Origin of the sequence: Streptomyces sp. NBC_01296, assembly GCF_035984415.1 — a bacterium.
In the GTDB taxonomy this organism is placed as follows: domain Bacteria; phylum Actinomycetota; class Actinomycetes; order Streptomycetales; family Streptomycetaceae; genus Streptomyces.
On record NZ_CP130720.1, the window covers coordinates 5,944,495 to 5,964,410 of the forward strand.

Annotated in this window: 22 protein-coding genes, 1 other RNA gene and 1 pseudogene; 12 read left to right on the top strand and 12 right to left on the bottom strand. The window is 72.8% G+C overall.

The window, feature by feature from the left end:
• Positions 1–128: 128 nt before the first annotated feature.
• Together OG299_RS42800 and OG299_RS27045 are read left to right on the top strand one after the other, a co-directional pair.
• Positions 129–707, top strand: coding sequence for a YwqJ-related putative deaminase (locus OG299_RS42800; RefSeq protein WP_353962819.1), 579 nt, complete (start codon positions 129–131; stop codon positions 705–707).
• A gap of 110 nt (positions 708–817) precedes the next feature.
• Entirely contained in the window at positions 818–1,297 is a 480-nt protein-coding gene (locus tag OG299_RS27045; protein ID WP_266629686.1) for an SUKH-3 domain-containing protein, read from the top strand.
• Between the two features lie 207 nt (positions 1,298–1,504).
• Here the strand turns inward: OG299_RS27045 and OG299_RS27050 are convergent, their stop codons facing one another.
• Together OG299_RS27050 and OG299_RS27055 are read right to left on the bottom strand one after the other, a co-directional pair.
• The gene (locus OG299_RS27050) at positions 1,505–1,930 is read right to left on the bottom strand and encodes a hypothetical protein (RefSeq protein ID WP_266629688.1); all 426 of its coding nucleotides are present in this window, start codon (positions 1,928–1,930) and stop codon (positions 1,505–1,507) included.
• Between the two features lie 112 nt (positions 1,931–2,042).
• Complete coding sequence (locus OG299_RS27055) at positions 2,043–2,459, bottom strand: response regulator (protein ID WP_266633586.1); 417 nt, start codon at positions 2,457–2,459, stop codon at positions 2,043–2,045.
• Between the two features lie 273 nt (positions 2,460–2,732).
• On the opposite strand from OG299_RS27055, the gene OG299_RS27060 reads away from it, so the two are divergent.
• From OG299_RS27060 to OG299_RS27070, 3 genes are read left to right on the top strand one after another with little or no spacing between them, the layout of a single operon-like run.
• The gene (locus OG299_RS27060; RefSeq protein WP_327362873.1) at positions 2,733–3,587 is read left to right on the top strand and encodes an enoyl-CoA hydratase ChsH3; all 855 of its coding nucleotides are present in this window, start codon (positions 2,733–2,735) and stop codon (positions 3,585–3,587) included.
• 34 nt (positions 3,588–3,621) lie between these two features.
• Positions 3,622–4,701, top strand: a complete 1,080-nt coding sequence (locus OG299_RS27065) for a Zn-dependent alcohol dehydrogenase (protein WP_327362874.1) — start codon at positions 3,622–3,624, stop codon at positions 4,699–4,701.
• A 14-nt stretch (positions 4,702–4,715) separates the two neighbouring features.
• The gene (locus OG299_RS27070) at positions 4,716–5,657 is read left to right on the top strand and encodes a 3-oxoacyl-ACP reductase (protein WP_266629694.1); all 942 of its coding nucleotides are present in this window, start codon (positions 4,716–4,718) and stop codon (positions 5,655–5,657) included.
• On the opposite strand, the gene OG299_RS27075 is transcribed toward OG299_RS27070, so the two are convergent.
• Positions 5,654–6,241 (bottom strand): hypothetical protein, encoded by a 588-nt coding sequence (locus tag OG299_RS27075; RefSeq protein WP_266629696.1) that lies wholly within the window; start codon positions 6,239–6,241, stop codon positions 5,654–5,656. The genes OG299_RS27070 and OG299_RS27075 overlap by 4 nt on opposite strands.
• The gene (locus OG299_RS27080) at positions 6,238–6,519 is read right to left on the bottom strand and encodes a hypothetical protein (RefSeq protein WP_327362875.1); all 282 of its coding nucleotides are present in this window, start codon (positions 6,517–6,519) and stop codon (positions 6,238–6,240) included. Before OG299_RS27080 ends, OG299_RS27075 begins: the two co-directional genes overlap by 4 nt.
• A gap of 105 nt (positions 6,520–6,624) precedes the next feature.
• Here OG299_RS27080 and OG299_RS27085 point away from each other — a divergent pair, with 105 nt between their 5' ends.
• Complete coding sequence (locus tag OG299_RS27085) at positions 6,625–7,803, top strand: ROK family transcriptional regulator (protein WP_266629700.1); 1,179 nt, start codon at positions 6,625–6,627, stop codon at positions 7,801–7,803.
• A 1-nt stretch (position 7,804) separates the two neighbouring features.
• Here OG299_RS27085 and OG299_RS27090 read toward each other — a convergent pair whose 3' ends face one another.
• Positions 7,805–8,896: a hypothetical protein gene (locus OG299_RS27090; protein ID WP_266629702.1), complete on the bottom strand. Its 1,092-nt coding sequence runs from the start codon at positions 8,894–8,896 to the stop codon at positions 7,805–7,807.
• A 209-nt stretch (positions 8,897–9,105) separates the two neighbouring features.
• On the opposite strand from OG299_RS27090, the gene OG299_RS27095 reads away from it, so the two are divergent.
• Genes OG299_RS27095 through OG299_RS27105 form a run of 3 tightly spaced genes read left to right on the top strand, consistent with a single transcriptional unit; the run spans position 9,106 to position 12,034 of the window.
• Entirely contained in the window at positions 9,106–9,963 is an 858-nt protein-coding gene (locus OG299_RS27095) for a Nif3-like dinuclear metal center hexameric protein (protein ID WP_266629704.1), read from the top strand.
• On the top strand, positions 9,960–10,703 hold the full coding sequence (locus tag OG299_RS27100) for a zinc ribbon domain-containing protein (RefSeq protein ID WP_266633587.1): 744 nt from the start codon (positions 9,960–9,962) through the stop codon (positions 10,701–10,703). Before OG299_RS27095 ends, OG299_RS27100 begins: the two co-directional genes overlap by 4 nt.
• Positions 10,703–12,034 (top strand): bifunctional RNase H/acid phosphatase, encoded by a 1,332-nt coding sequence (locus OG299_RS27105; RefSeq protein WP_266629706.1) that lies wholly within the window; start codon positions 10,703–10,705, stop codon positions 12,032–12,034. Before OG299_RS27100 ends, OG299_RS27105 begins: the two co-directional genes overlap by 1 nt.
• A gap of 50 nt (positions 12,035–12,084) precedes the next feature.
• On the opposite strand, the gene OG299_RS27110 is transcribed toward OG299_RS27105, so the two are convergent.
• On the bottom strand, positions 12,085–12,591 hold the full coding sequence (locus tag OG299_RS27110) for a hypothetical protein (protein WP_327362876.1): 507 nt from the start codon (positions 12,589–12,591) through the stop codon (positions 12,085–12,087).
• A gap of 137 nt (positions 12,592–12,728) precedes the next feature.
• Positions 12,729–13,129: RNase P RNA component class A (rnpB, locus tag OG299_RS27115), an RNA gene on the bottom strand.
• 77 nt (positions 13,130–13,206) lie between these two features.
• On the opposite strand from rnpB, the pseudogene OG299_RS42805 reads away from it, so the two are divergent.
• Positions 13,207–13,386: pseudogene (locus tag OG299_RS42805) on the top strand (MerR family transcriptional regulator); the annotation flags it as partial.
• Between the two features lie 126 nt (positions 13,387–13,512).
• On the opposite strand, the gene OG299_RS27125 reads toward OG299_RS42805, so the two are convergent.
• On the bottom strand, positions 13,513–13,779 hold the full coding sequence (locus OG299_RS27125) for a hypothetical protein (protein ID WP_266629712.1): 267 nt from the start codon (positions 13,777–13,779) through the stop codon (positions 13,513–13,515).
• A 146-nt stretch (positions 13,780–13,925) separates the two neighbouring features.
• On the bottom strand, positions 13,926–15,371 hold the full coding sequence (locus tag OG299_RS27130; protein WP_327362877.1) for an RNB domain-containing ribonuclease: 1,446 nt from the start codon (positions 15,369–15,371) through the stop codon (positions 13,926–13,928).
• Between the two features lie 102 nt (positions 15,372–15,473).
• Here OG299_RS27130 and yaaA point away from each other — a divergent pair, with 102 nt between their 5' ends.
• Entirely contained in the window at positions 15,474–16,274 is an 801-nt protein-coding gene (gene yaaA, locus OG299_RS27135) for a peroxide stress protein YaaA (protein WP_266629716.1), read from the top strand.
• Between the two features lie 33 nt (positions 16,275–16,307).
• Here the strand turns inward: yaaA and OG299_RS27140 are convergent, their stop codons facing one another.
• Together OG299_RS27140 and OG299_RS27145 are read right to left on the bottom strand one after the other, a co-directional pair.
• Positions 16,308–17,054, bottom strand: coding sequence for a bifunctional DNA primase/polymerase (locus OG299_RS27140; RefSeq protein WP_266629718.1), 747 nt, complete (start codon positions 17,052–17,054; stop codon positions 16,308–16,310).
• A 205-nt stretch (positions 17,055–17,259) separates the two neighbouring features.
• A complete protein-coding gene (locus OG299_RS27145; protein WP_327362878.1) occupies positions 17,260–17,889 on the bottom strand; it encodes a TetR/AcrR family transcriptional regulator in 630 nt (209 codons plus the stop codon).
• A gap of 111 nt (positions 17,890–18,000) precedes the next feature.
• On the opposite strand from OG299_RS27145, the gene ddaH reads away from it, so the two are divergent.
• Positions 18,001–18,831 carry a dimethylargininase gene (gene ddaH, locus OG299_RS27150; protein WP_353962820.1) on the top strand — a complete coding sequence of 277 codons (831 nt, stop codon included), beginning with the start codon at positions 18,001–18,003 and terminating at the stop codon, positions 18,829–18,831.
• 28 nt (positions 18,832–18,859) lie between these two features.
• Here ddaH and OG299_RS27155 read toward each other — a convergent pair whose 3' ends face one another.
• A complete protein-coding gene (locus OG299_RS27155) occupies positions 18,860–19,867 on the bottom strand; it encodes a small ribosomal subunit Rsm22 family protein (RefSeq protein WP_327362879.1) in 1,008 nt (335 codons plus the stop codon).
• Positions 19,868–19,916 lie beyond the last annotated feature (49 nt).

The following is a 19,916-nucleotide window of genomic DNA, read 5'->3' on the forward strand; positions in this document are numbered from 1 at the left end:
CGGGCTCGGAGGGCGGCGACTTCGAAGTCCCCAACCTCTGGGGCGACAATCCGGCCGCCGAGCTCTCCGGTACCGACCCGAGCTCGGAGAAGTACCAGGAGGGCTTCTGGACAGGTGTCATCGGCTCGGTGCTCGTAGACGGCGTCGGAGCATTCAAGGCGGTCAAGGCATTCCGTGCGGCCAGGGCAGCAGCAGAGGCAGCCGAAGGCAGCGCCGCGCCCCTGAAGAAGCTCCTCGATGACGACGTCCCGACCCCGTCAACGAAGGAAACCCCGCACGAAAACGCCCCCGGGGCGGCAGCACCGAGCGGGCCGGGCGCAGGTACGTCCAAGGCGCCAGCAGGCGAGGGTGGTGCATCCGGGGCTGATTCGTCGGATGGGAGCGGAGTCCTGGAAGCGGCCAGGGAGCTGGCCGATAAGACCTCGCTGGACAAGAAGAACTTCACGTCTCGGTCTCGTCCGAAGGTCGCTGAGTCACTGGAGCTCGCCAACGGCCGGGTGTACTCGGCCACCAGCAGCGGCGAGCAGCGTCCGCTTCATCCCTTCGTCCAAGAAGTTCTGGATTCGGTGCCTGCAGGCGACCGGGCACCTGGAACTCACGGAAAGTGTGGACTGCCGGTCTGTGTCTCACAGGCACTCAATGCTTGCCAGAATCCAATGGGTGGGACGGGTTGCTGCGGTCAAGATCTGCAAAAACGTGACACATAAGGACCACGGGGGGCGAGTCGGGCCGTGTGACAGCTGCGTGGCCCTTGAGGATGCCTTCGAACTAGACTTCACGACGGTGGGAGGTATGGATGACCCCTTCCACTTGGACGATGTCGACGGAATCATTGGACTCGCGGACTTTGAGTATCGAATATTCCCCTGCGGTGGTGGAGGAGCTCCGGGCTGCCGGCTGGGAGCCCGGACGGTCCGTAGACGTAGACGGCTGGGTTGCCCCCCTGGAAGAAGGGGGGCTGGCGGCGCATACCGCGGCACGAGCATTTCTGGCAGAGTTCGGTGGACTGCGATTCATGTTCTCGGGGCCGGGTGTCGAGTGCGCCCGGGAGCCGTTCCTGCTCGACCCGTCGGTATGCGAAGGCGAAGAGGAAGTATTCCTTGAGTGGGGCGAGGAACTGGCTCTGTCTCTTTTCCCGATCGGGGAACGCGCGGAAGGTGTGGCCTTCCTTGCGATCGACGAGCATGGTGCCGTGATTTCGCTGGGCAGTGGCATTGCCGCGACTTATGGGCAGGCCCCGGGGGCCTTCGAAAAGATGCTGCTTGGCTACGAAGCTGAGGTGCTCGGCCAGGGGTAAGCCGTGGAGTGGCCAACAGGCGTGGCCACACAAGCCGAACCCCTCGTCGGACTGAAGCAGCACCGACATTGCAGGGCCTCGGGGCTGGTAGGGCCCGAGGCCCTGCTTGCTCGGCCCCATCTCAACCGATCATGGACGCGCAGGGCGAACAGTGTCCCTGGTCGGGTGACCTTCCGGTGGTATCGAGCGGATCCGGCTCCGCGCCAGTCAGAGCTTCTCGATGTCCTTGTGCACCACGTCGGAGCCGTGGTCGGCGGCCAGCCGCACTTTGAGCGGGTGGCCGGCAGGTGCCTTGATGATCTGGTCGTGCGACTCGAACAGGCCGGTGCCGTTGCAGGAAGGTTCGCTGGTCAGGTTGGACCAGTCGTTCACGTTGTGCGGGTCGTTCCAGGCCACCCAGGCGCAGTCGCGCTCGCCGCTGACGATCTCCACCGAGATGATCCTGACCGAGTTCAGCGCGCCGTCGACGCGCTCGTAGGTCACCCTCGCGGTGTTGTGGTGGAGGGCGGCGGTACCGGCCTCCAGGTCGACCGTGAGGACCGGCCCCGCGGTGTCGGCAGCGGCCGGAGCCGCTCCTGCGGCGAGCGCGGCGGCCACCAGCACGAGAGCGGCGGGTAGTGCGGATACGCGCATGATTCCTCCAGGAAACCAGGTAGCGGGAGGCTCATACTGGTCCGGTACGCGGACCGGCGCTGCGGCGGAACCCGTCAATTCGGTGGCCGAGAAAGGCCTTCCGCCCGGCCCGTCACGGCTCGAACGCCGGGTCCGTGACCGCCTCGCCCGTCACGGCGCGGCGGACGGCGTCGGCCAGCGCCCCGGGAGGGCCGTCCCGCAGCACCACCCCGGCCGCCCCCGAGGCGAGCGCCCCCTCGACCAGGCCCGGCCGGGCCGACCCGGCCAGCAGCAGCACCCGGCACTCCGGGGCCCCGCCGCACACGGCCGCCACCTCCGCGAACACGTCCGGCCGGTCCGCGTCCACCAGCGCCACGGCCGGGCAGGCCGTCAGGGCCGCCGCGCCCGGGTCCGCACCGGGTGCGACCAGGGCGATCACGTCAAGGTCCGGCTCCAGCCCGAGCAGGACCGCGAGCGCGTCGGCCGACGTGCCCGGACCCCCCGCCAGCAGGACCCGCAAAGACCTCGTCGTACGGAAATTCCGGGGCATCTCGTCCACCCCCGCAGCCTAGGGCCCCGCCCTCGGGTGCTCCGGCAACACGCCTCGGCCAAACGGGGTCTGACGCTAGGTCAGGAGTCTTCCCAACTGCTGGGGCGTGCGTTATACATTCCTCACCGCTCGATCCTAGAACGCGTTCTAGAACCGAACCGGTCCCGCAAACGACCTCGGTGCGGCCGACGGTGCGGACGGCCGCACCGAGGTCTTCCACGCAATGGGAACCGAAGAACCGAACGAAGAACCGAACAAGGAGCAGCATCCTCAATGCCGATCGATGCCGCCAGGGCCCTCGCCGCGGACCCCCGCCAGGGGAACATCGCCTGGGACCACAAGGACATCCAGCTCTACCACCTCGGCCTCGGCGCCGGCCGCCCCGCCACCGACCCCGACGAGCTGCGCTACACCCTCGAGTCCAAACTCCACGTACTCCCCAGCTTCGCGACCGTCGCCGGCGCCGGGATGGCCATGATGGGCGGCCTCGCCGCCCCCGGGATCGAGGTCAACCTCGCCCACGTCCTGCACGGCGGCCAGTCCATCGAGCTGCACCGGCCCATCCCCGTCAAGGGCAGCGCCACCTCCTCCGCCAAGGTCGCCGCCCTCTACGACAAGGGCAAGGCCGCCGTGATCGTGCTGCGCACCGAGGTCGAGGACGCCGACGGGCCGCTGTGGACGAGCGACGCGCAGATCTTCGTACGCGGAGAGGGCGGGTTCGGCGGCGACCGCGGACCCTCCGTCAAGACCGAGCTGCCCGAGCGGGCGCCCGACCGGGTCGAGGAGCGGCACATCCGCGAGGAGCAGGCGCTCCTGTACCGGCTCTCCGGCGACTGGAACCCCCTGCATGCCGACCCCGAGTTCGCCAAGCTGGCCGGCTTCGACCGGCCGATCCTGCACGGCCTGTGCTCGTACGGGATGACCCTCAAGGCCGTCGTCGACACGGCGCTGGGCGGGGACGTCTCGCGGGTCCGCGCCTACCGCACGCGCTTCGCCGGGATCGTCTTCCCGGGCGAGACCCTGCGGATCCGGATGTGGGAGGAGCCGGGGCAGGTCCGGGTCTCGGTGACCGCAGTCGAACGGGACGACGCGCCGGTCCTCGCCGACACCGTCGTCGAACACGCGTAACGCCCGACCTTCGCGACACACAAGGAGCCGCACCGTGCGCGCAGCACTGCAGAGCGAGATAGGCCAGGACAAGCTCGAAGTCGTCGAGGACATGGAGACCGCGGGCTTCGGCCCCGGCAAGGTCAAGATCCGCATCAAGGCCACCGGCCTGTGCCACTCGGACCTCTCCGCGATGAGCGGCGTGCTGCCGCAGCCCGCACCCTTCATACCCGGCCACGAGGGCTCGGGCGAGATCGTCGACGTCGGCGACGGGGTCACCACCCACGCCATCGGCGACCGGGTCCTCGTCTGCTGGCTGCCGCCGTGCGGGCACTGCCCCGCCTGCAAGCGCGGCCAGGGCCACCTGTGCCTGGAGTCCTTCGCGAACGTGGCCACGCCCAACTTCCGCCGCGCGGGCGGCGGGGACATCTTCGGCTTCGCCGGCACCGGCACCTTCGCCGAGGAGATGGTGGTGCCCGCCGCGTGCGCCATCCCGATCCCCGACGACCTGCCGTACGACATCGCCGCGCTGATCGGCTGCGGGGTGACCACCGGCCTCGGCGCGGCCATCAACACCGCCAAGGTCGAGGCCGGGTCCTGCGTCGCCGTCATCGGCTGCGGCGGCGTCGGCATCTCCGTCATCCAGGGCGCCAAGGTGCAGGGCGCGGCGCAGATCATCGCCGTGGACCCGGTCGCCTCGCGGCGCGAGGCGGCGCTGCGCTTCGGTGCGACAGAAGGGGTCGCACCGGAGGCCTTCGCCGACGCCAAGAACCGGATCACGGCCGGTGAGGGCTTCGACTACGTCTTCGAGGTCGTCGGCAAGTCCGCGACCACGCAGACCGCGTACGAGATGACCCGGCGCGGCGGCTCCGTCGTCGTGGTCGGCGCGGGCGCGCTCGACGACAACTACTCGATCAACATGTTCTCGCTGTTCTTCGACGAGAAGAAGATCCTGCCGTCGATGTACGGAGGCGGGGACGTGCTCCGCTCGTACGAGCGCACCATCGCGCTGTGGCGGGCGGGCCGGGTGGACCTGGCGGGCCTGATCACGCACCGGGTGCACCTCGCCGAGATCAACGACGCCCTCGACCAGATGCGTACGGGTGTCGCCCTGCGCACCTGCATCGAACTCTGAGAGGAATCCGCCAGATGTCACTGCCACTTGAGGGGCTCTGCGCCATCGTCACCGGCGCCGGCCGCGGGCTCGGCCGGGCCGAGGCGATCGAGCTCGCGCGGCTCGGCGCGAGCGTGGTCGTCAACGACTTCGGCCAGAGCGGACGCGACGGCTCCGGGGAGGCCTCGGCCGCCCCGGCGCAGGAGGTGGCCGCCGAGATCCGCGCCGCCGGCGGGCAGGCGGTGGCGCACCTCGGCGACGTGGCCGACTTCGCGCAGGCGCGCGAGCTGGTCGAGCTGGCGGTCAGCAGCTTCGGGAAGCTCGACATCCTGGTCAACAACGCGGGCATCCTGCGCGACCGGATGGTCTTCTCCATGTCGGAGGAGGAGTGGGACTCGGTCATCCGGGTCCACCTCAAGGGCCACTTCAACACCACCCACTTCGCCTCCGTGCACTGGCGCGAACGCTCGAAGGCGGCGGGCGGGCCGGTCTACGGCCGGATCGTCAACACCTCCTCCGAGGCCTTCCTCGGCGGCTCGGCCGGCCAGCCGAACTACGCGGCGGCCAAGGGCGGCATCGTGGGCCTGACGACCTCGACCGCCCTGGCCCTCGCCAAGTACGGGGTGACGGCCAACGCCATCTGCCCGCGCGCCCGGACCCGGATGACGGAGGACGTCTTCGCGGGCTTCCAGGTCCCGGAGGAGGGCAGGCTCGACCCGCTGGCCCCCGAGCACGTCTCGCCGCTGGTCGGCTACCTGGCCTCGCCGGCCTCGGCGAAGGCCAACGGGCAGCTGTTCGTCGTGCACGGCGGGATCGTGGTCGTGATGGAACGCCCGAAGGTGGCCGCGAAGTTCGACACGGGCAAGGAGGCCTTCTCCTACGAGGAGCTGGACGAGCTGCTCACCGCGCACTACGACTCCCGCCCGGCGAACGAGACGTTCGCCGCGGTGGAGGTCCTGAGCCTCAAGCACGACTAGTCGGCGGGGCGGAGGGGCCGCTTGTAGTACCGCCACGGGAACCAGCCGGCGCCGACCGGGATCCAGCCTTCGGATTCCATCCGCCGGTGTCGCGCGAGGGAGGGGAGCGTCACCCGGCAGTGCTCCCAGGGGTGGGTGGACGCTTCCACCTCGTGGAAGAAGGGGCCGTAGCCGACCATGTGCCAGCCGTCGCGGCCGGCCTCGTCCAGGGCGGCCATCTCGTTGAACGCGGTCAATCCGCTGAGGGTGCGGCGCTTCGGGGCGTTCGGTCCCTCGGCGGGCGGCGACGACGAGCCCGCGGTCTTGTCCGAGAAGCGCTGCTGGGCGGCCTGGCGACTCACTCCCAGGACGCGGCCCACCGTGTCCCAGCTGTGGCCGGCGGCCCTGGCGCCCTGGACGGCCTCGCGCAGCAGCCGGCTCGCCTCCTCGGCTCCGACGCGCGAGGCGTCCACCAGGCGCAGGTAGCCGTGTGCGTCGTGCTCGAGCGAGTCGGCCAGTCCGTCGGGCGCGCCGAGGACGGCTGCGGCGATCCCTTCCCGGATCCGGTCCATCTCCGCAGGGTGGAGCAGGGGTCCGTCGTTCATCGGCGCAGTCCCGCAAGGGGTTCGAGGGCGTCGAGGACTTCCTCGTCGCGGCGCATCTGCTCGGCGTCACGGGCCGCCGTTCGGGCGGCCGGGCCGGCCGTGCAGGCGATGAGTACGAGGCCCAGGACGATCAGGGCGACGGTGGCGGCGGTGCCGAGCCGGTCGCCGAAAACCACCGCCATGGCGGGCAGGCTCACGGCGAGCGGCAGCGCGGCGGCCATGGGTGCAGCGGTGGGAAAGGCGACCCGGTGCCGGGCCTTTGAATTCAAGATCGACATGCGTCAAGGAAACCTTGACACGGTCGAGTTGTCAAGAATTCCTTGACACTCCTTCCGTCTCCCGGAGAGCGGTGCCGGTGCTCCCCGCTGCGCGAGAATGGTCTGATGACCAGCAGTGACGAGGGCGCCGAGCAGCCCTGGAACCCCCAACGGCAGCGCAGCGCCAACGAGCGGCTGCTGTGGGACCGGCTGCGGTCCGGCGGGGCGGCCTCGCGGGCGCAGCTCGCCCGCGAGACGGGGCTGTCCAAGCCCACCGTCTCCAGCGCGCTCGCCGCCCTCGAACAGGCCGGCCTGGTCCGCGAGGCCGGTACGCACGCACCCGAGCGGGGCCGGATCGCCGTGCTGTACGCCCCCGATCCGACGGCCGGCTACGCCCTCGGGCTCGACATCGGCCGGAGCTGGCTGCGCGTCGCGCTGGCCGACCTCGACGGCACCGTCGTCGCCCGCTCCGACGTCCGCAACCAGGCCCGCACCGCGAACAGCATGGCCGACCTCGCCGTGTCCGCCGCCCGCGGGCTCGTCGCCGACTCCGCACTGGACCCGGGCAAGGTCACCCAGGCCGTCGTCGGCACGCCCGGCGTCTACGACGAGGACGAGCGCCGGGTCCGGTACGCCCAGCAACTGCCCGGCTGGGGCCGCCCGGGGCTGCTCGACCGGATCCGCGACGGGCTCGGCCTGCCCGTCGCCGTCCAGAACGACGCCAACCTCGCGGCGCTCGGCGAGTACACGTACGGCGTCGGCGCGGGCAGCCGGCTCTTCGTCTACGTCATGATCGGGACCGGCCTCGGCATGGGCATCGTCAACGAGGGCCGGCTGTTCACCGGGGCGCACGGCGGGGCCGGCGAGATCGGCTTCCTGCCGTGGGCGGGCCGCCGGGAGCCGGAGCCCGAGGCCGACAGCATGGAGGACGCCGTCTCGGCCGAGGCCGTGGTCCAGACGGCCCGCGCCCACGGGATGACCGGGCCCCTCACCGCCAAGGACGTCTTCGACGCCGCCCGGGCGGGAGACGCGGCCGCCGCCCGGGCGGTGGAACTCGAAGGGGAACGCCTCGCCCACACCGTGGCGGCGGTCTCCGCCGTCCTCGACCCCGACCTCGTCGTCCTCGGCGGCGGGGTCGGCCACAACGCCGACCTGCTGCTGCGCACGGTCCGGCAGACGCTGCGCACCCTCACACCGCTGCGGCCGAAGGTGGCGCCCAGCAGCCTGGGGGAGGACGCGGTCCTGCTGGGCGCGGTGGCCACGGCGCTGGACGCGGCCCGCGACCTGGCCTTCGAGGGCCGCTGAGCTACAGCGGAGCCTGCTGCAGCGGCACGGGCCGCGGCGCCGCCGCCGGCAGCGGGTCCAGCCTGACCGGGGGCGGCGGGGCCACCGGCAGGGTCAGGCTGGTGATCCCGCACGGGACCTCGGGGGTGGCGTACGGGAGGTGCAGCCGGCCCTCCCGGCTCCACAGCCCCGTACCGAGCCAGCCGTCGGGCGCGCCGAGGCGGAAGACGTGCCGGTCGGCGGGCCGCCACAGGCCGATCCTCCCCCAGCCGCCGCCGGGGGTACCCCCACCGTCCTCCAGCCGGAGCGCGACCCCGCAGGTCTCCGGCATCAGGGCCTGCCCCGGCTGCACCGCGAACGGGGTCCCCGCCTCCCCGCGCAGGCACTCCGGGAAGCGCACCGGCAGGGAGCTGCCCAGCACCCCCCAGCCCAGGCGCGGTTCGCCCGGGGCGTCCGAGCGGATCAGCAGCAGCCCGCTGTCGGGGTCGGCCAGCAGCAGCCGGTCGTCGCTGCCCTCCGCGATCTGGAGCAGCGGGGACACCTCGCCGCCGCGGCCCAGGTCCACCGCGACGGCCTTGGTGGTGCCGTCCAGCTCGCGGTCCAGCGCCAGCATCCGGCCGGCCCGGTCGAGCCAGACCCCGCCCGAGCACCGGCCCGGGACCCGGGCGACCTGCCCGAAGGGGCCGCCGGCCACCTGCCAGACCGTGGTCCCGGCGTCCGAGGCGGCCAGGGCGAAGGCGCCGCATCCGTCCGGCGACGGGGGCAGCAGGGACACCCGTACGCCCTCGCCCCCGGGCTCCACCGAACCCAGCGGGAGCTCCCCGGTCCGCGGCCCGGCCGCGGCGCCGCCCGTCGGGTACAGCAGCGCGAAGGCGTGCCGCTGCGCGACCCGACGGTGGATCAGCACCCGCCCGTCGGCCAGCGCCAGCACCTCGCTGTCGGCCTCCTCGGGCTGCGCGAGCGGCAGCGGCACCGTGTACGGCTCGGGCCCGGCCAGCGTCCAGCGCTCGGGGAAGCGGGCCTCACCCTCCCCGGCGAGCCGGGCTGCGTACGACCCGTCCGCGGCGATGGTGAACGGGGCCGTCGTCGTGATCTCGATGGCACAGACAGTCATCCGTGCGTCACCTCCGGGAGGGAAGCTAGTTTTCGCACGTCGGCGCGAACGGCACGACCTCGCCCACTTCACACATACGGGTGGCCGCCCGGCGGTTCGGCTGTGGTGGCGGGGGCGGTTGTGCTGTGCGGGACCGGCGCTGCCCTCGCCGCAGCCGCCGGGGCCCCGTACGGACTCTGCCGCTCCCGTACGGACGGTAGCCTTGGCCTGTGCCCCGTCTCTCTGAAGTCATCGCAGCGCTGGACGCTCTCTGGCCCCCCTCGCGGGCCGAGCAGTGGGACGCCGTCGGAACCGTCTGCGGCGATCCCGACGCCGAGGTCTCCCGGGTCCTGTTCGCCGTCGACCCCGTGCAGGAGATCGTCGACGAGGCCGTGAAGCTGGGCGCCGACCTCGTCGTCACCCACCACCCCCTCTACCTGCGCGGCACCACCACCGTCGAGGCCGGCACCTTCAAGGGCCGCGTCGTGCACACGCTGATCAAGAACGACATCGCGCTGCACGTCGCCCACACCAACGCGGACACCGCCGACCCCGGCGTCTCCGACGCCCTCGCCGGCGCCCTCGACCTGCGGATCACCGGCCCGCTGATCCCCGATCCCACCGACCCCGAGGGCCGCCGCGGCCTCGGCCGGATCTGCGAGCTGGACCACCCCGAGACCCTGCGCGCGTTCGCCGCCCGCGCCGCCGCCCGGCTGCCGCAGACCGCGCAGGGCATCCGCGTCGCCGGCGACCCCGACATGCCCGTCCGTACCGTCGCCGTCAGCGGCGGCTCCGGCGACAGCAACTTCGCGGCCGTCCGCGCCGCCGGCGTGGACGTCTACCTCACCGCCGACCTGCGCCACCACCCCGTGTCCGAGGCCCGCGAGCAGAGCCCGCTCGCCCTCGTCGACGCGGCGCACTGGGCCACCGAGTGGCCCTGGTGCGAGCAGGCGGCAGCGCAGCTCGACGCGATCTCCGAGCGCCACGGCTGGGGTCTGCGCACCCACGTCTCGCGCACGGTCACCGACCCTTGGACGGTGCACGAGCCGTCCGTCACACCCCCTTCTATCTCTGGAGCCCCCAACTGAACGCCGAGCCCGCCGACCAGATCCGACTCCTCGACATCCAGGCCCTGGACGTCCGGCTGTCTCAGCTCGCCCACAAGCGCAAGTCGCTGCCGGAGCACACCGAGGTCGAGTCCCTGAGCAAGGACCTGACGCAGCAGCGCGACCTGCTCGTGGCGGCCCAGACGCAGGCGAGCGACGCCGCCCGCGAGCAGACCAAGGCGGAGCAGGACGTCGACCAGGTGCGCCAGCGCGCGGCCCGCGACCAGCAGCGGCTCGACTCCGGCGCCGGCATCTCGGCCCGCGACCTGGCGAACCTGCAGAGCGAGGTCGTCTCCCTCGCCAAGCGCCAGGCCGACCTGGAGGACGTCGTCCTCGAGGTCATGGAGCGCCTGGAGGGCGCGCAGGAGCGGGTCACCGAGCTCACCGAGCGGGTCTCCGCCCTCGAGGCCAAGCTGACGGACGCCACCGCCCGCCGTGACACGGCCACCGGCGATCTCGACGCCGAGGCCGCGAAGATCACCAAGGACCGCGAGGTCATCGTCGCCTCGATGCCGACCGACCTGATGGCCCTGTACGAGAAGATCCGCGTCAAGCAGGGCGGCGTCGGCGCAGCCCGCCTCTACCAGCGCCGCTGCGAGGGCTGCCGCCTGGAGCTCGACATGGCCGAGGTCAACGAGATCAAGGCCGCGGCCCGCGACCAGGTCGTACGTCACGAGAACTGCGGCCGCATCCTGGTCCGTACGGCCGACTCGGGCATCTGATGCAGAGGCTTGTCCGGTTCGTCGTGGAGGCGGACGGCGGCTCCCGGGGCAACCCGGGGCCCGCCGGCTACGGCGCGGTCGTCCTCGACCCGGCGACGGGCGAGACGCTGGCCGAGCGCGCCGAGTACATCGGCGTCGCGACGAACAACGTGGCCGAGTACAAGGGGCTGATCGCCGGCCTCAGGGCCGCCCGCGAACTGGCCCCGGACGCCGTGGTCCAGGTCCGCATGGACTCCAAGCTGGTCGTCGAGCAGATGTCGGGCCGCTGGAAGATCAAGCACCCGGACATGAAGCCCCTCGCGGCGGAGGCGGCGACGATCCTGCCCCGTGCGCAGGTCACGTACGAGTGGATCCCGCGCGAGCGGAACAAGCACGCGGACCGGCTCGCCAACGAGGCGATGGACGCGGGCAAGCGCGGCAAGCAGTGGGAGCCGTCGGCTTCCTCGGCGGCCCTGGACACCTCGGCGGCCCGCGCCCTGGCCACCGCGCCGGCAGGCCCTCCGGGGGATGCCGCGAAGGGGGCCGCGGCCGTACGGGCCGCCCTCGCCTCGACGTCCCGTACGTCGGCCACCGCACCGGCACGCGAGGAGGCCGGAGCCGACGCCCTGTTCGCGGAGCCCGGCGCCACCGCCCCGGGACACGTCCCCGCCCCGGCGGCCGCCCAGGCCCAGGCCCCGACCGCCACGCCGGGCTGGGGCCCCGACATGGGGACCCCGGCGACCTTCGTCCTGCTGCGCCACGGCGAGACGGCCCTCACCCCGCAGAAGCGCTTCTCCGGCAGCGGCGGCGCCGACCCGGAGCTGTCCCCGGCCGGCCGCCGCCAGGCTTCGGCGGTGGCCGAGGCGCTGGCCGCGCGCGGCACCGTCCAGACGATCGTCAGCTCCCCGCTGCGCCGCTGCCGGGAGACCGCGCAGGCCGTGGCGGACCGCCTCGGGCTCACGGTCACCGTCGAGGAGGGGCTGCGCGAGGTGGACTTCGGCGCCTGGGAGGGCCTGACCTTCGCCGAGGTGCAGGAGCGCTTCCCGGACGACCTCCAGGCCTGGCTGGACTCCCCGAAGGCGGCCCCGACGGGCGGCGGCGAGAGCTTCACGGCCGCCACCCGCCGGATCTCGGCGACCCGGGAGCGGCTGCTGGCCGCGCATGCGGGCCGCACGGTGCTGCTGGTCACGCACGTGACCCCGGTCAAGATCCTGGTCCGGCTCGCGCTGGGCGCCCCGCCGGAGGCGCTGTTCAAGATGGAGCTCTCCGCGGCCTCCCTCTCGGCGGTGGCCTACTACGCCGACGGCAACGCCTCGGTCCGTCTCCTGAACGACACCTCGCACCTGCGCTAGGGCCTGTCCGGTCGCCCCGGGCCCGCCGTGGCTCCGGGGCGGCGGTCGGCTCAGAGCATGTGGGGTCCGCCGAAGCTCGTGTCCATGTAGACGCGGGTGGTGTCGCCCTGCTCGTCCAGCAGCACCCTGAACTCCGAGCCGTAGGGCGTCTTGAACGAGTGGATCGGATAGGTCCGGCTCGGGTCCAGCTTCAGCCGGAACTGCTTCATCTGGCTGTCGGCGAACGGCGGATCGCCCGGTTCGTGGTGGCGGCCGCCGACGCTCCACCGCTCGCCGGGCCAGTTGTCCACCGGGTGCTCCAGGTCCACTCCGTAGCCGCGGAGGTAGTCGTCCACGCAGGCCTTCGGGGCGGTGTAGTGCGTCTGCAGGGAGCCGGGCGGCCACCAGCCGTCCTCGTAGTCGAAGCTGTGCACCTTCGGCTCGCAGGGCGGGAGTTCGACGTGCAGGGCGTCGAGCACCTCCTGCCTGGAGTGCCCGCAGCCGCCGAGCAGCGACAGGGCGACGAGAACCCCGAGCGCTGCTGCCGCCTGTTTCCCCCGGAGCCGAATTTTGGGCATGCGCACGCCAACCCCCCATGATCTTTCTGAACATGTTCATGTGAACGCGTTCAGAATAGTCCCGTGGTGGGCGGTCGCAAAAACGACGGAAGGGCCCGCCCCCTGACGGGGACGGGCCCTTCTTCTTCGTCGAGTGCAGAACAACCGGAGCTGTACGCCGGGTTCTGTCGCCCGGTGACCTCGCGGTCGCCGGGGAGACGGCCATCCATCTAGGACCGGCGTTGCCGCCGGCCTCCTGCGGTCTACCCGCGAACTCGGGCGGGCAGCCCTCGAACGTTCGCGCAGAGCCGTCCGAAGACGGCCCCTCTTGACCTTGCTCCGGGTGGGGTTTACCTAGCCGCCTGAGTCACCTCAGGCGCTGGTGGTCTCTTACACCACCGTTTCACCCTTACCGAGGGCCGAAGCCCCGGCGGTCTGTTTTCTGTGGCACTGTCCCGCGGGTCACCCCGGGTGGCCGTTAGCCACCACCCTGCCCTGTGGAGCCCGGACGTTCCTCGGCGGGATCCGGGGATCCCGACGCGGCCGCCCGCTCCGGTTGTTCTGCGAGTGACCATGCTACCCGCGCCCGGCGCCGCGCTTGACCTTGACGCAGCGGCAGGGTTTCTGCTGGAGGGCATGCGGATCGGAGAGATCGCCGCGCTGGTCGGGGTCACCACCCGGGCCATCCGGCGCTACCACCAGGTCGGGCTGCTCCCGGAGCCGGAGCGGCGCCCCAACCGCTACCGCGCGTACAGCGTGCGCGACGCCGTCCTGCTGGCGCGGGTGCGCCGGCTCACCGAGCTCGGGGGCCGAACTGTACGCGGCGCTCGGCCCGGTGGCCGCCGATCCGGCGGTCCTCGCCCTGTACGAGCGGCTCGACGAGCTCTGGTGCTGGTCCTCGACGTGGTGACACCGGGTCCTACGCCAGCACGGGGTGGCGGGTCACCGAGGAGGGGTGGCCGCGTACCGGCAGGCGCCGTTCGCGGCGCCGCCCGCGACACCGGCCGCGGTCAGGGCGCCCACACAGCCCTGCACGTCACCGTGCACACCCTGGACGCAGGCCGAGGTGACGGCGTCCGAGACGTCGACGCCCGACTGCGCGACCAGGTTCGTGCAGGCCGGGATGTCCGCGTGGGCGGCGAAGGCTCCGCCGCCGAGTGCGAGGGTCAGGCCGGTGAGGACACCGGCGATACGAACCGACGTGCGCATGGGAGGCACCTGCTCTCCGGGCGGTCGGGGGACTCGCGGATCCGGTCGCTCGCGGATCCGGTCGGGGTGCCGGACGGCTGCCCCTCCCCTTTCGACGCTAGGGCAGAGCGCCGCCGCACGCACGCCGGCCCCGCGCCGGACACCGCTCAGGCGGTCGCGAACAGCACCTTCGCCCGGCCCGGGTCGGCCTCCGTCAGCCGGACCCGGATGCGGTCGCCCAGCGGCAGCTGCGCGGACGGCGATTCGACGCGGCCGACCACCGCCGGCTCCTCCAGGTGGACCGTGCCCACCTTCGGCTCGTGGTCCTTGACGTCTATCACGGTCGCCTCGAAGGTCTCGCCGACGTGGTCCTTCAGCAGGGCCGCCTCGACGAGGTCCACGCACTCCCGCTCGGCCGTGTTGGCCAGCCTGCTCCCGTCGGCCATCCGCTGCGGGAGCGCGGCCAGTGCGGACAGCGCCCACTGCGGGGGCTCGGCCCCTGCCACCGCCGCCACGCACAGCTCGCCCGCGTACCGGTCGACGAGCCGGCGCAGCGGGGCGGTGCAGTGCGTGTACGGGGCCGCGACCGCGGCGTGCAGGACGGGGTCCGGGGTCGCGCCGCCGGTGAAGACCGTGTAGCCCGCGCCGCGCAGCAGGGCCGTGCACTCCTGGAGGAACGCGGCGTGGGCGGGGAGGTGCGGGTCGAGGGTGCGCACGAGTTCGGCGTACGGCATGTGGTGCGGCCAGTCGATCCGCAGGGCGGCGGCGGTCCGCCGGAGCCGGCCGACCGCCCCGTCGGGGGCGCTGGGGAGGGTGCGCAGGATGCCGGCTCCGGCGGCGAGCATCAGGTCGGCGGCGGCCATCCCCGTCATCAGGGAGATCTGCGCGTTCCAGCCGTCCGCCGGGAGCGGGGCCCGGTAGGCGAGGGTGTACGAGCCGTCCTGCGCGACGATCTCCTGCTCGGGCACGTTCAGCGAGACGCCGCCGCGCTCCTGCTCCAGGGTCTCGCGGAGCCGGCCGATGTCCTTGAGGAGGGCGACGGGCTCCTCGGCGGTCCCGGAGTCGATGGCCTGCTGGACGCCGTCGTAGTCGAGCTTGGCCCGGCTGCGGACCAGGGCGCGGCGGACCTCGGTGGTTTCCACGCGGCCGGCGGAGTCGAGGTCGAACCGCCACAGCAGCGCCGGGCAGGTCTGGCCGGGCAGCAGGCTGGCCGCGCCCTCCGAGAGCACGGCCGGATGCAGGGGGATCTTGCCGTCGGGGAAGTAGAGGGTGGTGACGCGGTGGTGGGCCTCGGCGTCGAGGGCGCCGCCGGGGGTGACGAAGGCGGCGACGTCGGCGATGGCGTAGTGCACGCGGTAGCCGCCGCCGTTCGGGCGCTTCGCCAGGTGCATGGCCTGGTCCAGGTCGCGGGAGGTCGGCGGGTCGATGGTGAACAGGGGGACGTCGGTGGCGTCGAGGTCCGGGAGCCGCGGACTGCGGACGGCCTGCTCGGCCTCGGCGAGCACGGGGGTTGGAAACTCCCCGGGCACGCCCAGCGCGGTCCGCAGCTCATGCAGCGCGGTCCGCAGGGCAGCCCCGTCCGGGCCGGTCATGTGCATATGACGGCGTGGCATGGGTCGAGCGTAGGTCGGGTGGGCGCAGGGGGCGCGGCGAGAGCCTTACCCTGGCTCGGGGGCCGCACCCCCTGCGCCGTGTCGTACTGAAGGAGAATCACCGTGCTCGTGCTGCTGCCGCCGTCCGAGGGAAAGGCCGCCGGCGGCTCCGGCGCGCCCCTGGAGCCGGAGACGCTGTCACTGCCCGGACTGGCCGAGGCGCGGGCGGCCGTGCTGGCGGAACTGGTCGAGCTGTGTGCGGGGGACGAGCTGAAGGCCCGCGAGGTGCTCGGCCTGAGCGAGGGGCTGCGCGGCGAGGTGGCGAAGAACGCCGGGCTGCGGACCGCGGTGGCCCGGCCGGCGGGGGAGATCTACACCGGCGTGCTGTACGACGCGCTGGGCCTGGCGGACCTGCCGGCGGGCGCGCGGGCGCTGGCGGAGCGGTCGCTGGTGGTGTTCTCGGGGCTGTGGGGCGCGGTCCGGGTGACGGACCGGATTCCCTCGTACCGCTGCTCGATGGGCGTGAAGCTGCCGGCGCTGGGTGCGCTGGGTGCGTACTGGCGGGAGCCGATGGCGGCGGTCATGCCGGCTGCGGCGGGGGACGGGCTGGTACTGGACCTGCGGTCCTCGGCGTACGGGTCGGCGTGGAAGCCCAAGGGCGAGGTGGCGGGGCGGACGGCGACGGTGCGGGTGCTGCACGCGCAGGTCGTGGACGGGGTGGAGAAGCGGTCGGTGGTGAGCCACTTCAACAAGGCCACGAAGGGTCGGCTGGTGCGGGACCTGCTCGTCGCGGGCGCCGTCCCCTCGACCCCTGCGGACCTGGTCACGGCGCTGCGCGACTTGGGCTACGTCGTCGAGGCCGAAGCCCCGGCAAAGCCGGCCAAGGCCTGGGCCCTGGACGTGGTGGTCGCCCAGATCCACTGACCGCCGCCGGTCCGCGACCCCGGCCTGCCGGGGTCAGCGGCTCAGGGGCCAGGCCGCCGAGGGCGTTCTGTCGGACGCGTCCGCGTACGTGGCGCAGGCGTCCGTCAGCGTTTCCAGGAGCGTGAGGGGGTCGGGGAGCGGGTGCTCCATGCCGCGGATCCAGGTCACCGCCAGGTCGCCGGGGAGGGCGGCCGGGGGAACCAGGACGTAGCTGCCACGGCAGTGCCACCGCAGGCCCGGGTGCTCGTCCATCGTCTCCGGGTGGCAGTCCAGCTCGCACGGCCACCACTCGTCCTCGTCCTCGGGGGTGCCGCGCGTCGCCGTGAAGAAGAGCATCCGGGCCTGGTCGCCCGTACCGCCCGATTCCGCGACCGGGCCGACCTCGACGCCCGCCGCCAGCAGGCGGGCCAGTGCGCTCGCCCCGGCTTCGAGGGGGACGTCCAGGACGTCGTGGACCATGCCCGTCGCGGTGATGAAGTTCGCCTGCGGCTGGTTGCGCGCCCAGCGTTCGATCTGCGCGCGGTCGGTCGACGACTGCGTCTGCCAGGCGAAGGAGAGGGGGTGGCGCGCGGGCGTGGGACAGCCGATCCGCTCGCACGAACACCGGTAGCCGGCGGGGTGGGCGGCGGGGGCGAGCGGCAGGCCCGCGGCTGCCACGGCCAGCAGAAGAGCCTCGCGTGCGCGCTCGGGATCTTCGGGGGAGGGTTTGGGCCGCCGGCGCAGCCACTGGGAAATCCTGCTCTGCTCGCCGCGTTTGACGCGGCCGGACTCAGACCCCATCTATCCCCTCACCTCACCGTTTCCCCGGCAGACCCTCACATGGTCCCACCATCCTGCGGTCCGGGTGACCGCTCTCCCCAACCGGGGGGTGGTGGAGTGGTGCACGGAGCGTGCGGAACGGTAGGCGGAATACCGTCACATTCCAGTGAAATTCGGCCAATTGTCCCCGCCGTCACGCGCCGACCACCGGCCGGTCACCCTCCCGTCAGCCGGCGGTGACCTTCGCCACCCCGCCCAGTACCCGGTCCACCAGTGCGTCCGTATAAGCGTGCGTCAGCGGCGCCGTCCGCAGCAGCCAGCGGTACGTCAGCGGCCCGAGCAGCATCTCCACCGTCAGGCGCAGGTCCACGTCCGCCGCGAGCTGCCCGGCCTTCCGGGCCGCCCGCAACCGTGCCTCGTACAGGGCGAGCTGCGGCTCCAGCAGCTGCTCGGTGAAGCGGGCGCCCAGCTCGGGGTCGGTGGCACCGGCGGCGGTCAGGGCGCGCGCGGGGGCCTCGTACTCCTCGTCGTTGAACTCGTCCACCGTCGCCCGCAGGACCAGCTTGAGGTCCGCCGCGAGGTCCCCGGTGTCCGGGAAGCCGGTCCAGCCGCCCTCCGTCTGCGCGTCCCCGGCGAGCGCGAGCGAGGCGTCCAGCAGGACCGCCGCCTTCGACGGCCACCAGCGGTAGATCGTCTGCTTGCCGACGCCCGCGCGGGCGGCGATGGCCTCGATGGTCAGCCTGTTGTAGCCGACCTCCCCGACCAGTGCGAGCGCCGCGTCGAGGATGGCCCGCCGGGAGCGGTCGCTGCGGCGGGCGGGGTCGGGGGCCTTGCCGTCGGACGTTCTGCTGCTCATTCGGACAAATTATCAACGCGAGACGTCTCGTCTTTGTGTCATTCCGTAAACCACCCAATCAGTTCACTGCGCGGTCTCCGTCGAGGAGAGACGATTCTCTCCACATCTCCCGTGAGTCGTGAGGAGCCTTCTTTGCGCAGAGACGCCACACCCCGGCGCTACTTGATGTGCCCACCCGCACACTTCAAGGTCACGTACTCCATCAACCCGTGGATGGATCCCACGAAACCGGTGGACCTGCCCCTCGCACATGCCCAGTGGGAAGACCTCCGGGACCGCTACCGCTCCCTCGGCCACACCGTCGAGACGCTCGTACCGGACCCCGGGCTGCCCGACATGGTCTTCGCCGCGAACGGCGCCCTCGTCGTCGACGGCCGGGTGCTCGGCGCCCGGTTCGCCTACCCGGAGCGCGCCGCCGAGGCGGAGATCCACCTCGACTGGTTCCGGACCCACGGCTTCCAGGACGTCCACGAGCCGTCCCATGTCAACGAGGGCGAGGGCGATTTCGCGGTCACCGCGAGCTACATCCTGGCCGGCCGGGGCTTCCGCTCCAGCCCGCTCTCGCACGACGAGGCGCAGGAGTTCTTCGGCCGGCCGGTCATCGGCCTCGACCTGGTGGACCCCCGGTACTACCACCTGGACACGGCGCTGTGCGTGCTCGACGGCGACGAGGTCATGTACTACCCGCCGGCCTTCTCGCCCGGCAGTCAGGCGGTGCTCGGGCGGCTGTTCCCGGACGCGTTGATCGCCGGCGCCGAGGACGCGGCGGCCCTCGGCCTGAACGCGGTCTCCGACGGCCGGCACGTCCTGCTCCCGCAGGCGGCGGCCGGGCTGTTCGCACCCCTGCGGGACCGGGGCTTCGAGCCGGTCCCGATGGACCTGGGCGAGCTGCTCAAGGGCGGCGGCAGCGTGAAGTGCTGCACCCAGGAGCTGCGGATGTAGCGACTGCTGCGCGGCCGCGTCCGCGCAGCTACGGGGTGGCCGGCGGCCACTCCTGACCCCAGTCGGCGTCCCGCGCCGCCTTGTACAGGTCACCGTGGCGCTTGGTCACGTTGACCCGGGTCAGGCCCTCGCCCTGCGGACCGCACAGGTCCAGCAGGACGAGCCCCTTCCGGATCTGCGGCCTGCGCGTGATCCGGGAGGGGGCCGGCTCCACGGGGAAGCGGGTCGCGGCCACGTAGCTGAACTTCTCGTCCTCGTACGGGAGGGACCCGCCCTTGACCTTCCGGTGCAGGGAGGACCGGCTGACCCGCGCGGAGAAGTGGCACCAGTCCTGGCCGACCTCGATCGGGCAGGTGCCGTCGTGCGGGCAGGGGGCGGCGACCTTCAGCCCCGCCGCGATCAGCTGGTCGCGGGCCTCGCGGATGCGCAGGTAGCCCTCGGGCGTGCCCGGCTCGATCAGCACCACGGCCTGCCCGGCGCGGGCCGCCTCGGCGACCACGGCCCGGCGGGCCTCCGGCGTCAGCTCGCCGAGTACGTACGACACCGTCACGAGGTCCGCATCGGGGAGGGCCAGCCCGGATCCGATGACGGCCCGCCGCCACTCGGCGGTGCGCAGCACCTCCGAGCCGGAGGACGCCGCGAGTTCCTTGCCGAGGGCCAGCGCCGGCTCCGCCCAGTCCAGGACCGTGGTGCCGCGCGGGCCGTCCCAGACGGCGTCCACCGCCCAGGTCGCCGCGCCCGTGCCGCCTCCCACGTCGACGTGGGAGGCCGGGGACCACTGCGGCGCGGCCTCGGCGAGCGCGTCCAGGGCGGACCGTACGGCCTCGAAGGTGGCCGGCATCCGGTACGCCGCGTACGCCGCCACGTCCGAGAGGTCGCGCAGGATGGGCGCGTCGGTCGGGGTCCGGCCGCGGTAGGTGGCGATCAGCCGGTCGACGGCGGCGGTGGCCTGCTTCGGCGGGAGCCCGTCGAGCAGCCCGCCGAGCGCGGACCGCAGTGTATCGGCGGTGGTGGGGACGGAGGCGGAGGCGTTCACCTGCGAAGTTTACGGCGCCCGGGACACCCCGGACGCCGTGCCGACGCCC